Below are 15,120 nucleotides of genomic sequence, written 5' to 3'. Positions count from 1 at the left end.
CACAGCCTCCCCCCGCGCCCAGCGCCCCCTGGCCACCATCCGTGTCATCGGCGACCTGGAACGCATCGGCCGCCCCACCGGGGCCCACATGCGCACCAGCGACGGCACCTGGCGCGCCACCGACACCACCAACAGCCTCTTCCAACTCGCCACCGACGACGGCGCCATCACCTACCCCGACTTCTTGCTCGTCAACGTCCCCCGCACCTGGGCCGCCGGCCCCGCCGGCCGCTTCGGCAAGGACGAGACACGCTTCGAAAGCAGCAGTCAGAACAAGAACGGCTACGCCCACACCGCCACCCGGTTCACCGTCATCGCCCAGAGCCCCGACGCCGACTGCGACCTCATCGGAGCCATCGCCGCCGTCCTCACCAACCAGGGCATCACCTCCGACGTCCGCCAAAGCACCCCCACCCCCCTCCACCTCGCCCGCAGGATGGACTCCACCCACCCCTACTACCGCCGCACCGCGGAGAGCGCCGAGGACGCCCCAGATACCGCCGAAGACGGAAACACCGCGCAGGAGGAGACGACCAACCTGTAGCCAAGGCGCGCTCACCCCGACGAGGAAGCGCTTGAGGTGCCTTCCGTCATAGCGGATCGACGGTGAGGAGACGTCGGTCGAGGGTCGAGGCGGGCAGTGCCACCAGAACTGCCCGCTACCGTCCGCGAGCAGATCGCCCAACGCTCAGCCGTCGTCATCCCGCTCGACCGAGCACACGCCACACGCGAGTGAAAGTGGCTCGGAACCAGCCTGGGGTCGGCGGGCTGACATGGTGATGTGTCGTGATCAGTCCTCGTGGCGCCGGCGCGCGAGATGGACGGTGATGTCGGAGGCCATCTCGACTCTGTCCGGCAGTACCTGCATGATCTGGCTGAATACCTGCTCTCGCTCTGCGGTCGGCAAGACGAGATAAGCCGAGATGGTGGAGAGATGACCAACGTAGTCGCGAGGGCTCATCGTCACGCGCCGTTCGATCACGGACTGCTGAACGTCGGTGAACCACTTAGACTGTTGCAGCTCAGTACCCGGCCACTGCATCTCATGATCTGGAGGCGTCCCGTCAGGCGACGGAATCTCGTCACTCTCCAAGAATGGTGCTCGCGCTGCGTGGACAGCTGCCTCCACAGCCGGGTCAGCCAGTTGAAATGGCCCGCCACATGAGGCGAATACGCCACCCGGTTCCAGCAGCGCGGCCACGCGCGACCACCGGCCCTCCGGGTTCGTCCAATGCAGCGCTGCTGCCGCATAGACCAGTCCATACCGTTCGCCCGGTTGCAAGTCCTCGAACGCGGCTTGCACCGTTCTGACGCTCGTCGGCACGTGCTTGCGCAGTTCGGCGAGCATGGCCGCGTCAGGATCGGTCGCGGTGACCATGACCCCTCGTTGAGCGAACAGGCGGGTTGCCTTGCCTGTCCCAGCGCCGATCTCGAGGGCGGTCCGAACCGGGCGGCCCGCATGGGCGATCACCATGTCGAACAGCTCCACGGGATACCCCGGCCGGAACCGTTCGTAAGCTTCCGCCACCACTCCGAAACTCAGCGCGCGACCAGACATGCCCAGCATCCTGACACGAGCGGCCCATGCGGTGCTTGATCTTTTCTGGGGGCACAGACGGGAGCTGATGTCTCATGAGACACATCAAAGTATGGAGAACGACGGATTCCGGGTCCTACTTTCCGTCGATGCGGGCCGGGTGTTGCTGCGCTCCAGGCACGGCACCGAGATGCTGCCGGCGTTTCCGGAGATTGAGGCCGGGGCCGCTCATCTGCCGGACGCCACCGCGCTGGACGGCGAGCTGGTCGTATGGGACGCCGCGGGACGGCTCGCCTTCGAGCAGCTACAGAACCGGCTTCAGCGGCGCGGCGCCGGGGCGGCCCGGGCGGCGGGTGAGTGGCCGGCTCACTTCCCTCTTCGACCTGATGCGCCTGGGCGGCACGGATCTCACTCCGTGGTCCTACAGCCGTCGCAGGGCCGCGCTCGAGAAGCTCTTCGCCGAGTACCGGCTGGCCGCGCCGCTCACGCTGTGCCCGTCGACCACCGACCCGGACACCCACGGGAGCGAGTTCGTCTTCGGGCAGCCCGACACCTGGGGCACCCCGGACACCCACACCGTCACCGGCACACGCCTCTACGGCACTGCCACCGCCCGGTCCTGGGACCGGCTCCACCCCAAGCTCACCCACCGCTCGTCCTGGGCCGCGGCCGACGCCACCCTTCCGGTCGTCGAGGGGACCGTGATCCGCCTGGACATCGACCACCTGCCCAGCGGAGCTACCCCGAAGCCGGTCTGGCTGTGGTGGTCGGGAACCGACGCCACAGAAGCTGACACCAACCGGCTCTGGCAGGCATACCTGCGTCGTTTCGACATCGAGCACACCTTCCGCCTGTTCAAACAGACCCTCGGCTGGACCTGCCCGAAGATCCGAACCCCCGAGGCGGCCGACCGCTGGACCTGGCTGATCCTCGCCGCCTACACCCAGCTGCGACTGGCCCGGCCGCTGGCGGCCGACCGGCGCCGCCCATAGGAGAGGCCTGTCTCCCCGGACAGACTCACCCCCGCACGGGTCCGCCGCGACTTCCGGCACATCCGCCCGACGGCCGGCTGCCCGGCCCAAGCACCGAAACCCACCCGCCCCGGACCGGGACGGCCTCCCGGCCGCAAGAACACCCGACCCACCCCACGGCACGACGTCCACACACCTCGCAGAACGGGCGCCACCACGTCCCGGACCAAGAAGTCGATTACCCCGCGACCCCGCCACACAGGTTAAAGATCAAGTTAGGCGTTGCGACGCCTACTTGAGGATCAGAACGTCATCGCGGTCGGAATATGAGCCCCATAGAACTGATTTATCATCGCGCTCTCCAGCCCGCAGCGTACCAGAGCATCCGTCACCAAACTGCACGATGATTTCACTTCCGCCATTTCCTTTAAGCAGGCTCCACGAACCATCTCCCGACTTCTCGCGTACGCCCCCCAGCGGACATTCAAAATACTCTAGCTGCAAATGGATCGCAGAGAATGATCCATTCTCCCTGAAGGTGACTTTCGCGTCATCCGCCACCCATTCGCGTACTACCTGCTGACGCTGAACTTCGACGCCCTCAGGGTATCGATCGTAATCGGTCGAGGCATAGCAACCGGATAGCCCGGCAATGCACACCAAGATCGGCAAGATCCCGCGACTTCCCCTTTTTGGTGGATTCCACCGATGATTCGTAGTACAAGCCATTATATTCTCCCAAAACGAAGGCCGGACGCCGACTCTCTGCCCCCGACCTTCGCCTCATATCACGCTAACTAGTTGGGTATGACCACTCGGAATTGAATTTGCATGTAATGGGATGACGCTGCACCGAAGGCTGCGACGAGCCCGTCATGATCGACCCTTTGCACCATTCTGTCGGCTTTAGTGCCGTAACCGGTCACAATGTGCGCAAATGACGACAATGTCATGCTGTTCTCGATGGTGATCCGCGCCTGTACTCCGGTTGAGTTAGCCCGCAGTATTTCATACTTTGCAGTGTAAGAGCCCAGTACGCCAGTGGCAGTGTTGCGGTCTCCCGTGAGAATGGACCCCAGGTCACCCATGAACTGCTTGACTTTGGAATCCTTTTTCGCGATGGAGTTCGACGTCAACTGCCCATCTTTTTTTCCGAGCTCTGCCCATTTTTGAATGATCTCCTTTTTGTGCATAGCGGTGAGATCACTCATCCCCACCTGCGCGGCCACTCGGCTGTCTTCACCATAGGTCGTACTGCCGTCGAGGACTCCGGCAGCCCACTTGAGGCCAATCGTGCGAAAGTCATCGTTTCCGCCACCCAGGACAGCATCTTGCGGATTACATTTCAGCTGGATCGGCACAATCGCACAGTCGCGCGCTTCCAAGTAATCGGGGTGAGCGATACCTGGAGGAATGTAGGGCATCGACACGGGCAAAGGGCCGACAGTGGGGCCAGCCGACGGCACACCGCACGGCGCGAGAGGGACAACACCACATGTGGGTGTTCCTCCGGTAACGCCACCACCGGGGTTACCTGTGTCGGTCTGGTTACGCGGCTTTGAGTAGTCAACTGCTTCGTTGGGGCGTCCGTTGCCCTGCGATCCATCGGGGCGTGTTGGGCAGGGGGTGTCGAATCCCTTTCCGCACGCGAGGCCCATACCGCTGGGATCGGAAAAGGTGAGAGGGTTTTGCGCTGCGTAGCTGTAACCATTCAGAGTTTGCGGCTTGTCGGTTTCCAACAGTGGGTCAGCGCTGATGAACTGACCGATAGCAGGGTCGTACTCACGGGCGCCGATGTGAGTCAGGCCGGTGATGGCGTCTCGGGTTTTGCCGAGGAAGCCCTTGTCGTTGGGCCAGGGGCCATACAGAGGCTTGCCTCGATCGTCACCGAAGGGGGTGGTGTAGCGCTTAGTGAACTTCTGGTCGAGTCGGTCGATGGCGAGGCTTGAGGTGCCGTGGTGGTCGCTGACGAGGAAGGTGACCTTGTTGGTGCCGGTCTGGTTGGAGCGCATGGCGGCAGTAATGCCGTCTGCTGTGTAGTAGCGCTGGGCCCAGGTGGTGCCGTCAGCGCGGAGGTGGAGTTCGGTGGTGCCGGCGTAGAGGACGCGTTCGCCGTTTTCGGTGGCGCGGATGAGGAGGGTGCCGTCGGCGCCGTAGAGGTAGTCAGTGGACTGGTCGCCTTCGGTGAGGCGGGTGAGCTTGCCCTCGTCCGACCAGGCAAGGTCCTGCGTCGAGTCGTCGGCGACACCGGGGCGCTGGGTGGTGTTGCCGGTGGTGTCGTAGGTGTAGGTGCGTCCGGGGTTGGTGCAGTCGGTTTTGGTGGTGCCGGTCAGGGTGTGGGGCTGGTTGGTGTTGGTGTAGCAGTAGGTGGTTTTGGTGGTGGCGGTGCTGGTGTGCTGGGTTTCGGTGGTGCGCTGGCCTGCGGTGTTGTAGGTGTAGCTGGTCCAGTACGGGGCCGGGCCCGAGAGTGCGGTGGCGTTGCGTGGGTCGGTGCACTTCTGGGAGGTGGGGGTCCAGGCTTCGGTGAGGCGCTGGTGGGCGTCGTAGGTGAAGCACTGGGTTTCTGGGCTGCTGGTGCCGCCGAGGGTGGTGGGGTCGCTGATGGAGGTGACGTTGCCGGCCTGGTCGTAGCTGTAGTTCAGCTCTTGCAGGTGGTAGGGGTGGGTGTGGTCCTGGGTGAAGGTCTGTGTGAGGCGGTCGGTGCCGTCTTCGAAGCGGTTGGCGACGTAGACCCGGTCGTCGTCGGTGCCCATGGTGAGCAGTAGCGGTCGGGCCAGGGCTGAGTAGTCGATCTCGGGCAGGTAGGTGCCGATGGCGGTGAGGTTGCCGAGGTTGTCGTGCTGGTAGCCGACGATTTCGGAGGGCAGGCCGCCCAGGGCTGGGTCTGTGGTCTGCTTCAGTGTGCCGTCGATGTTGTAGTGCGTTTCCGAAGCGACCGTGGCCGGCTGGCCAGCTTTCACGAGCGGGTCGTTGGCGGGCAGCCGCAGTTCGGTGTTGGTGGCGCGGCCCATGGTGTCGTAGGCGGTGACGGCCTGGGTGTAGGCGGCGCCGTTCTTGCCGCCGATGTAGCGGGTGGACGAGGTCGGCAGGCCCTTGAGAAGGGTGTCGTAGGTGTAGCCGGTGAGCTGGTTGGCGTCGGTCTTGGAGCCGGTCCAGGTGCCGGTGGGTCGGCCGAGTTCGTCGTAGGCGCTCAGGATCGACTTGCCGCGGGAGTCGGTGGCCTTGATGACCTGGTCGAGGGCGTTGTACTGGCTGGTCGTCGTGCCCTTGTCGGGGTCGTCGGTGCTGGTCTGGCGGCCGAAGAGGTCGTAGCCGTAGGACCAGGTGGCGCCGTCGGGCCCGGTGATCGTCTCCTGGCGGCCGTCAAGGCCGTAGGTGAACTTCGTTGAGGTGTAGCTGGTGCCGGGGCCGGTGCCGAAGTCGGTGTCGGCGGGGCTTTCACCGGCGTAGGTGCGGGTTTCGGTGGTCTTGCCGCGGATGTCGGTGATAGTGCGCTGGGCGGAGCCGCCGTCGAGGGCGGTGGTGGCGGTGGAGTCGCCAGTGTAGCTGGTGGTGGTGGCCCACTTCTTGACCCCGCCCACGTAGAAGGTGCTGGTGGTGGGGCGGGCGGCGCCGTCGAAGACGGTCTCGGTCTGTTTGGGGGCGCCGCCGTATTCGGCCCGGGTGTAGGTGCCGTTGGGGGTGCTCTTGTTGTCGAAGATGTCGGCGAACGACCTGTAGGCCAGGCCGCGGGTGTCGTAGTGCGTATCCGTCAGCAGCCGTCCGCCGTCGGGGGTCGGAGACTGGGTCTGCAGCGGACGCAGCAGCGAGTCGTATACCGCGTAGCTGGTGACGTAGGTGTCGCTGTTGGTCAGGGTGGAGGTGGACACCCAGGACGGATTGGTGTTGTCGAGGTGGTAGTTGAAGGTGACGTTCGGTTTCTGGCTGCTGCTGCGGTTGGGCAGCCGCACCTCGGTGACCCGGCCGAGCGCGTCGTACTTCTGCTCGGTCAGTTTGGCGTTGATGTCGAAGCTCAGCTCTGCCAGGCCGCGGCGGGGGTCGAGGAAGCTGTACGAGCGGTAGCCCTTGGGGTCGGTCGAGACCGTCTTGGTCACGGGGCCGGCGTCGGCGGGTGTGTAAGCGGTGGACGTGGTGCGGCCGGCGGTGTCGGTGACGGTGAGAGCGCGGCCCAGGGTGTCGTAGGTGGTGGTGGCGACGGTCTGCCATCCGGACGGCAGGCGCTGCCCGTTGCTGTCGGCGGTGGCCGTGTAGCCGGTGGCGCGGCCGGTCCAGGTGACCTGCCCCTTGGCGGGTTTCTGGGTGGCCAGCCAGGTGGTGGCATCGGCCTTGTCATAGACGATGGCCGTGTCGGCGAGGATGTCGCCGGGTGCAGTGCTGTTGGCAGGCAGGTTCAGGCTGGTGTCGGTGACCGAGCACTGCTTGGCGACGGTGCGGGTGCGGGAGACCAGGCTGGTGATGCCTGCGTCGGGATTGCGGGCGTACCAGGTGCGGGTGCAGGTTTCGTCGCCGTTCAGGCCGTTTTGGCCGTAGTCGTCGACGGCGTTGACCATGCCGAGGTCGTCGTAGCGTTTGGTGGTGGTGTGGGTGCGCCAGGTGTTTGAGGCGGTGAGGTGGGTGCTGGTGTAGGTGGTGGTGTTGCGGATCCACTGGGCGATGTGGTCGGCGGCGTCGGGGACGGTCTGGGTGGCCGTCACTGTGCGGGTGTAGTTGTGGAAGACGCTGCTGATGGGCTGGCTGCCGTTGTAGGTGATCTGCTGGCGCAGCAGGCCTTTCCATGGGTCGTTGTCGGTGGCGGCGGGGAGGTCGATGTCGGTGTCGAGGAGCGGGTCGACGGTGACGGACTTGGTGGTGTTGTCTTTCTTTTTGTCGCCGTGCATGCCCTGCAGGTAGAGGGAGGCGGTTTTGGAGCGGGTGCCGCCGGCTGCGCCGGTGTGGGCGGTGACCTGGCGGTAGCCGCGCCAGTCTGACCAGGTGCGCTCGTTCTCCGGGATGAAGGGGTCGTCGTTGTGGTGCCAGGCGGCGCCGCTGTAGGAGTAGGCGTATTCGACGGCGGGGTTGGTGACGGCGGCGTCGTGTACGCCGACGGCGGTGACGCGGTACTTGTGGAACCAGTCGATCGCGGCGTTCTCGGCGCCGTTGATGTGCCAGTACTGCGGGTAGCAGGAGCGGGTGTTGGTGTCCGGGGCCGCGTTCAGAACCTCGCTGCGCGTGCACTCCGGCGAGGAGAGGGTCACTGCGGTGATGGCACCGGTCTCGGAGGTGATGGTGGAGATCCGGGGCCTGGTCAGGGGGAGGATGTCGTCGGTGGCGTCGACGCGGTTCGGTCGCGTCTGATAGGTGAACGTGACGGGGTCGACCTTGATGGCCGTGTCGCCGGCCTTCGCGGTGCGCTGAAGGTCGGTGAGGGTGAGGACCTGGTCGGAGCTGTCGCCGATGTCACCGCCGTCCAGGTACTTCTCGGTCAGTGCCCAGGAGTCCACCGGGTCGTAGACGCTGGTGGTGGCGTTGTAGGACGAGGTGTCGATGCTGGTCAGGCGTTTGCGGGTGAAGAAGGAGGGGCCGGCGGCGTTGCATTCGTCGTCGTCCTTGGAGCAGATCGCGTCGAACGGCACGTCGGGCCAGTTCTCGGCGGTGTCTTTGGTGAGGCTGTCGCAGTCGGTGACGGTGCAGCGTTCCTTGTAGGTGAGGGTGACCTTGGCGTCGGCCTTGTCGGTGAACAGGGCGTTCTTTCGCAGGCCGTACTCGATGCGGTCGAGGTGGCCGCCGCGGTCGTAGGGTTCGCTGGCCTTGGTCGCCTTGTTCTTCTTGTAGTAGTTCGACTCCTTGGTGTACCAGTACGTGGTCGCGTTGCCGCGGGTGTCCTCGACGTAGTCGAGGTTCCAGCGCCATGCCTGGGTGAGGGCCCGGTCGGCGAAGGCGTCGCCGCCGCTGTAGCCGGGTTCGCCGGAGTCGTCGCCGAAGACGGGCACGGTCCAGGTGGAGTTGGTGCGCTGGGTGTCGGCGCCGTCGAGCTTGTTCTTGCCGAAGACGTACTTGGTGCCGTCGCCGGTGGTGACGGTCCAGTACTCACCGTTGTCGTCGTCATTGTCGGCGCCGGTGGAGCGGGTCACCGTGGAGGCATCGTCGTCGGCGAGGTGCCAGGTGCCGCTGGTGTTGTCCTTGACCAGGCGGGTCGACTTGCCGTTCAGGACCAGGCTCGCGTTGTCGTACTTCCAGCACTGGTCGAAAACGTCGTCGTGGCCGTCGTCGTCGCAGGAGCCGTAGGTGCGGGTGATGTAGGACTCGGTGAGGGTGAAGCCCTCGCCCACCGATGTGGTCTGGTTGTTCGTCGTGGCAGTGCGCCCGTCGACACTTCCCGAGTCGTAGGACAAGGACAGGGGCGGCACTGGGCCAGCCGCGGCGGGCGGCATCGTGAAATCGTAGGACCAGGTGAAGGAGCCGGAACTGCCGCCTGCCTGCCAGGACGAGGACTCCGACAACTTCGTCGCGGAATAGTCACCCGTACCCTTGGGTGACTGGCCCGACCCGGCCGCGGCAGCCGTCACCGCCAGCACCGTCGCGTTCGGGGCAGCACTGCCCGCCTCGGCCAGCAGTTGAGCGGACGGGTCGGCGGTCGCCTGGCTGAGGGCGACCTTCGCAGCCACCGTCTGACCGTTGAGATCGTTGGCGGAAGCAAGTGGCGTCTGCTTGCGGCACTCCGCCTTGTCCGGAGTCGTCAGCACACAGGACGGCAACTGGACCATGCGCAGCCGCTGGGACCAGCCGCCGCCGATCGCCGAGGCGAAGCTGCTGTAGTCCACGCGGACGTCCGCTGTGCCGGGTGTTTCAGCGGCTGCTGTCAGCAGGACACCGGTCACGCCGGCCTCACGGGCCGTCTTCTGGTCCAGAACGGTCAGCTGTGCTTCGCCGGCGGCTTCAGCAGCCGGGCCAGCGGTGCGTTTGCTGTGGCTGGTGCTCGGGCGGACGGTGACGGGCAGGCCGCCCGGAGTGCTCTTGGCGTTGCTGCCGCTGTTCAGCGTGAGGGTGGCCGTGTCCGGCTTCGGCCAGGCAGCTGTGCGTTCCTCCGTCGCCTTCTTGATCTGCTCGGCGTTGGCCTTGCGTTCCTTGGCAGCCTTGGCCCGCGCCTTGTTCGTGCCGGGCTCGAAGGCTTTGACTTTCGTCACCGGGGACTTGGGCGTGTCGGGGCGTCCCAGGCCCTCCTGTTCCGCGGCCAGCGCGACCTGCGCCAGGCCGGTGGGCACGATCAGCGCCAGTGCCACTGCCTGCGCCAGCAGCCGGCCCGTGCCGTGCCGGGCTGCTCCACCCCGTCGTCTTGAGGTGCCTATGCCAAATATCATGGTTCTTGCCCCACCCAGTCCCTACGAAGGAAGTCCGTCGCGCAGCGCGCCGCCGCGTGTGCCATCGCTTGATGTGGTGGGGGCGGACCCCGGTGTCCGCCCCTCACCGTTCGACCGTCAGTCGCCGACGGTGGTCTCGCTGATCTGTTCTGGAGTCGTCATCGCTCCGGCCCACAGGCGTGCCTCGCGCACGCGGGCGGGCAGGTAGTGCTGCCATGTCCCGCTGCTGAAGCCCTTGCCGAGGGCGAAGTCTCCCGTTCCGGCCTGTGCGGTGAAGACTTGGGGTGTGCCGTTGGCGATGTTGCCGACGTAGAGGGTGATGGTGCCGTCAGCGGCGTTGAAGACGCCGGTCAGGCGGACCATGTCGTCCATGGCGGCGCTTGTTTCCGAGGCCACGGCGTCGAGGGTTCCGTCGGCGTTGAGCCGGCCGAAGTACCACAGGCCCTCCGGAACGGTCTTCGGCTCTCCTGCGTCGTCGAGTTCGGTTCTGGTGCCGGTCTGCTTGTACCAGATGCCCCATGCCGAGCCGTCCGCGGTGCGCTGGCCCAGCACCTGCCCGATGTAGCCATCGGACTTGGAGGCGAGCTTGTCCGGGTCCAGGGCTGCCAGGGTGGTGACGGTGAACGAACCGGAGTCATCCACCAGCGGTCCTGGCACGGTGGCCGCGTCGTCCACGCCGTCAAAGGTGATGGCCTGGTCGTTCAACGCGGCTCCTCCGGTCAGGGTCAGCGATTTGCCGTAGCCCGAGGCCATGCTGTCGGGGACGGTGGTGCCACTGCCGTGGTCGGCCGACCAGTCCGCCACCAGTTCCACCGCCGCCCGGTTCGGCGAGTTCATCGGCTGCGCCAGGTCCGCGATCTCCTCCGGCTGCAGTGCCCGCTGCCAGACGGCGGGTTCATCCACGTTGCCCTGGAAGTAGTCGCTGTAGGTGTCCGACCAGTGCATGCGGCCCATCTGCAGGGGGCCGGTCGCCGCCCACGCGGTCGTATAAGGTGCGGTGCCCTGGAGTTTGCCGTTGACGTAGAGCCGGATCTCCTGCGTGTCCGCGTCGTAGACGCCGGTCAGAAGGGTCCAGGCTCCGATGGTCGGTGCGTTGGCCGAGTTGACCTGGGCGTATGACCAGGTGTCGGTGACCGGGGCGTCCTTGTTGACCGCGCGCAGCGACCATCTGCCCTTCGAGTGTTCGTAGCCGAGGGCGAAGGGGCTGCGGTGTTCGCCGTCCTGGCTGAGCACCGTGGAGTTGTGAATCGGCGCCTCAGTCAGCCGGGCCCATGAAGAGATCGTGTAGGAAGCCCGCGTCTCCAGAACCTGGCCGGCCGTGGCGGCATAGCTCGTGGTCCCGTTCAGGGACAGGGCCCTGTCGGTTTCCGGCTCCTGGGGGACGTCGTTGCGGTCATGGGTCTTCTCGCCGAGACGGCCGTGGTCGTCGCGTTCCGCTCCCCCCGCCAGGGTCGCGTTGTCGGCGTCATCCACGGTGTGGGCGGAATCCAGGGCCGCTCCGTCATCCTCCGAGAAATCCCAGCGCCCGACTTCCTTCTCACCGACATCGACGAGGAAGTCGGCCACGGAGGCCGCCCCGATTCTGCCGATGACGTCCTTGGGCATCACGTACAGGCTGTACAGGCCCGCTTTCGGCGGCGTGATCGTCACGGATTTCGTGGAGCCCTGCACGGTGGACCAGCTGTCGTCGGAGGACAGGCGGTACAGGTAGGCGGAGTTCGTGTCGCCTTCAGCAGGTGCGAAGGTGAACGAGCCCGCCGTCCCAGGCCCGCCACCGGCCTTGCAGTCGTTGGTCAGGCACTCGCTGTACGGTGCTCCGACCGTGATCTTCGGCGCCTTGGGGCGTGTCGGGTCGACCTTGAAGAAGCAAAAACCGTTGGAAGGGTCACTGCTCAGGTGGGAGCCGGAGTTGTAGTAGGACCAGGTCCAGGCGTGGTAGCGGTACAGCTTGCCCTCGATCAGACTCGACCATTTGAGTGAAACACCCTGGTTGTCTGCGACGTACCCCGTGGAGGGGCTCAGTGAGCCGGTCGAGGGCGGAGTGACGTCCGACCAGGTGGCGTCGGCGTTCTGCACGTCGACATCGAAGTACACGCGCAGCTGGGCCTCTTTCTCTCCGCCGGCCTTGATCTGCGGGGTGGCCTTCAGGTCCGGCGATGGGTAGGAAACGATCGCCGGGTCGCTCTCCGACGTATTGCAGACGGGCTTGGTGCTGCTCCCGCCTCCCTGCAATCCGACACCGCTGGGCTTGTCCGGCAGACCGACGAAGTCGACCGAGAGCACGGCGTCGTTCTTGAACCGCTTCCACGCCGAGGCGTCCGACTCGTCGTGCGCCCGGATCTCCAGGGTGAGACGGGAGAACTTGCCCGCGGCGAAGCTCTGGACGGTCGGAGTGAGGTTCTCGTTCGTTTCCTCAGGGTTGTCGTTGAACTCGATGGGAGCGTCCGGCGAGTCCGGGTCGCACAGCGAGCCCCGGCCCGCCGACACCCACCGGTCACCCATCCAGTCGAGTTCCTTCGGCCGTGACGACCATGTGGTGGAGGAGGAGATGTTGTTGGTGCGGACCAGATCCACCCAGCGCGGATCGCACTGGAACGCCCACGGCTCGGTGACCCGGAAGGTGGCGTCCAGGATCTTCTTGCCCTTCAGGCTGTCCGGGGAGAACTCGAAGTACAGCTTCTGCACGTAGCCGGGGCCGCAGTAGTAGCCGGACCAGGAGCCGCACTTGCCCGCACCCTTGCCGAGGTCGTCGTCCCCGTTGCCCCAGCCGTAGGACTCATAGCCGTCACTGCGCAGCAGCGTGCGTTCCGCCTCGCCCCACGTCACCGGAGGATCGATGAAGACCGGAAAAGCCGAGGGATCGGTGGAGGTGAGCATGTCGGTGTCGGGGATGACCGACAGGGTGTCCTTGGTGACCTCGACGTCGATGCGGGCCACCTTGTCCCCCTGGCCCGGTTCCTGGCCCGAGCCGGACGGTGCGCTCTCCGCCGGGTCCGACGGCTGGCCCTCCTGGGCCCCGCCCGGGGTGTCGGCGGCTTGGACGGTCACCAGCTGCGGTGCAGTCCCGCCGTCGGTGTCCTGGCCGGCCGAGTCCCACATCCGGGCCGGCGGCGCCTTGAAGACCGTGGTGCCGTTTCCGTCGACCGCGGCCAGGTTCCCGGCCGCCCCCTCACGGACGGTCAGGTTCTGCGTGTCCAGGCCGAAGGTGAGCTTCTCCAGTTCGTCACCGGCGGCGGCCTCGGGGGTCTTCACCACGAGGACGTACTTGAAGCTCTCCGGCGTGGCGGTCACCTGCAGGTCGACGTCCTTGAGCACCTCCGGGTACACGGCACTGGGCCCCTCCAGGTGCGGGGCGGGCAACTGACCCGGCCAGTCCAGCGCCAAGGAGCGCCCCTGGTCCTCGATCCGGGCCAGCGGACCGGTGTCGCCACCGCCGGAGAACGCCATCTGCACGGCAGCCCCCTTCGGGCCCACCGTGCCGTCCGAACGCTTCACCAGAGTCGGATCCGGCGTCTGCCAGCCGCCCCCGGCCGCCGGGGCACGTACCGGGGTGGACGACTCCTCCAGCGTGAACGTGTGGCCATCCGGATTGGCGAAGACCGTCGTCCGCGCCGTGCGCTCCCCGGTCATCTCCACCCGCTGCCCCGACTCCTGCGCCTGCTCGAGGGCCTTCTGACTCTCCGACAACGGCGCGGCCGACGGCTCATCACCGGCCGCTTGGGCCACCGGGCCAGGCATCAAGGACGCGGCCACCACAGCACACACCACCGCGGCCAGACCGGCGCTCCTGCCCATGCCGGAACCACCGTCCGCGGCTGTTCTGCCCCGCCGGAACACCACGGAGCCACTGCCCCGCAACCGGGTCCACATCCCCGACACACCCCACCCACAGCGTTTACAAAAGTTGCCGTGAGTAACTAACGCCTCAACAGAACGCCACGTCAACGGGCAGGAAACGGACAACAACATGCCAAGTTCCGGAAGGCCATGTGAGGAACCCGACGTTTACCCAGGGTTGTACGGAACAAGATCACACTTCCGCAACCATCCCGACACGTCAAGATCAACAACATGGCAGTCAGACAGCCGTCCCTCCTGCAGGAAGGCAAGTCAGCGGGCGCCGTCCTCGGCGGTGATGACGTCGATGCCGAGGACCGCGCGGTGGTGGCCGTCGGCGTGGACGCTGATGATCCAGTCGCCCTTCGCGGATCTTCTGCGTCAGCGCGTCCACCCAGACGAAGGCATACGGGCCGGAGTCCAGGAGCCGATCGCAGAAGGCGGCATCCTGCTCGTCCAGGTGTTCGCCCATCACACCGGCCTGGGACTTCGGCAACTCGGTGGCACCGAGGGACTCGGCGAGTCCGACTCGGCGGGTGAAGACGCCGAGGAGGCAGGCGGTGACGAGGACCGAGACAAGAGCCTGTTCCACCCGCCGACGTTCGAGAAGCCAGTGCAGGAAGTAACTGCCCTGCCTCAACTCGGGGACGGCAAGTTCGACGGTCGGCGCAGGTGTCCCACTCGCGCGGACGACAGTCAACGCGATGGCTGACGCGTTCCTCAATGACCTGGCCGTACTCTGCGTTGCAGAAGGCTTCGGCCTCCATCGGCATGAGCGCGTCGACGAACGTCTTGACCATGCACGCAGCAAACCCGGTCGCGTCGCGGGACAAAGACAAGTTGGCTTCGTTCACTCTCAGTGGTTCTGGCACGACTTCCGTGAACCAGTCACGATTAGTGATCAGCAGGTGCTTCGAGTGCCTGGAGGATCTGTCGCACTTCCTGCCGCCACTGATCGGCGTCGGCGCTGTCCACCCAGTCGGTCGCCATCTCTGATCCGTCCCCGAGAACTCGGTCCAGTGCGAGTCTCGCCGACGCGCGAAGCGAGGCCGGCAGCTCGGGCAGCGGTTCCCTGGGGCCGTCATCGGGGTCAATCACGATGGGGCTGTCCGGGAGCGTGCTGGCGACGAGAGCGTCGGCGGCAACGGCTTCGGCCCCGTTTCCGCCATCGACGCGCTCTCCCGAGTCGGTGACTCGCTGGAATGCTTGCTCCAGCACGTCGATGACCTGTTGGTGGGTTAGTCCCAATGCCGGTGATTTAGTTTGTGTCTTGTCGGGTGATGGTCGTGGTGTCCGGTGCGGGTGGTGTCCGGTTGCGGTGCTCGGCCCGTTTGAGTGGCCAGTTCGACATCTTGCGTTTGATCATTCTGGGGCAGGTCCGATGACGGCGTGCGGGCAGCAGGCGTTCGATGATCTCAGCCAGGGTGCGGGTCAGTGC

At 66.0% G+C, this 15,120-nt stretch carries 8 protein-coding genes and 2 pseudogenes; 3 read left to right on the top strand and 7 right to left on the bottom strand.

Annotated features, from left to right (window positions below):
* Positions 1 to 28 precede the first annotated feature (28 nt).
* Positions 29 to 544 carry an RNaseH domain-containing protein gene (locus KUM32_RS45250; protein ID WP_374227505.1) on the top strand — a complete coding sequence of 172 codons (516 nt, stop codon included), beginning with the start codon at positions 29 to 31 and terminating at the stop codon, positions 542 to 544.
* Between the two features lie 246 nt (positions 545 to 790).
* Here the strand turns inward: KUM32_RS45250 and KUM32_RS13205 are convergent, their stop codons facing one another.
* Positions 791 to 1,558, bottom strand: a complete 768-nt coding sequence (locus tag KUM32_RS13205) for a trans-aconitate 2-methyltransferase (RefSeq protein WP_217142044.1) — start codon at positions 1,556 to 1,558, stop codon at positions 791 to 793.
* Between KUM32_RS13205 and KUM32_RS44970 the strand changes: the two are divergent.
* Both KUM32_RS44970 and KUM32_RS13195 read left to right on the top strand, forming a co-directional pair.
* Positions 1,557 to 1,805 (top strand): annotated as a pseudogene (locus tag KUM32_RS44970) (hypothetical protein); the annotation flags it as partial. The gene KUM32_RS13205 and the pseudogene KUM32_RS44970 sit on opposite strands and share 2 nt — an antisense overlap.
* 241 nt (positions 1,806 to 2,046) lie before the next feature.
* Positions 2,047 to 2,775, top strand: a pseudogene (locus KUM32_RS13195) (transposase); the annotation flags it as partial.
* 24 nt (positions 2,776 to 2,799) lie between these two features.
* On the opposite strand, the gene KUM32_RS13190 reads toward KUM32_RS13195, so the two are convergent.
* The 6 genes from KUM32_RS13190 to KUM32_RS13165 form a co-directional block, all read right to left on the bottom strand.
* On the bottom strand, positions 2,800 to 3,180 hold the full coding sequence (locus KUM32_RS13190; protein ID WP_217142043.1) for a hypothetical protein: 381 nt from the start codon (positions 3,178 to 3,180) through the stop codon (positions 2,800 to 2,802).
* Between the two features lie 125 nt (positions 3,181 to 3,305).
* A complete protein-coding gene (locus tag KUM32_RS13185; protein ID WP_254405492.1) occupies positions 3,306 to 9,845 on the bottom strand; it encodes an RHS repeat-associated core domain-containing protein in 6,540 nt (2,179 codons plus the stop codon).
* A gap of 117 nt (positions 9,846 to 9,962) precedes the next feature.
* Positions 9,963 to 13,640 (bottom strand): LamG domain-containing protein, encoded by a 3,678-nt coding sequence (locus KUM32_RS13180; RefSeq protein ID WP_217142041.1) that lies wholly within the window; start codon positions 13,638 to 13,640, stop codon positions 9,963 to 9,965.
* Between the two features lie 283 nt (positions 13,641 to 13,923).
* Positions 13,924 to 14,322, bottom strand: a complete 399-nt coding sequence (locus KUM32_RS13175) for a transposase (protein ID WP_254405491.1) — start codon at positions 14,320 to 14,322, stop codon at positions 13,924 to 13,926.
* Positions 14,323 to 14,576: 254 nt separating this feature from the next.
* Entirely contained in the window at positions 14,577 to 14,900 is a 324-nt protein-coding gene (locus tag KUM32_RS13170) for a DUF4259 domain-containing protein (RefSeq protein WP_217142040.1), read from the bottom strand.
* Positions 14,901 to 14,940: 40 nt separating this feature from the next.
* Positions 14,941 to 15,120 (bottom strand): hypothetical protein (locus KUM32_RS13165; RefSeq protein ID WP_217142039.1); only part of this gene is annotated, 180 nt, incomplete at its 5' end.

The organism is Streptomyces sp. AC627_RSS907 (genome assembly GCF_019049165.1).
This window is presented reverse-complemented; position numbering and strand designations above follow the sequence as displayed.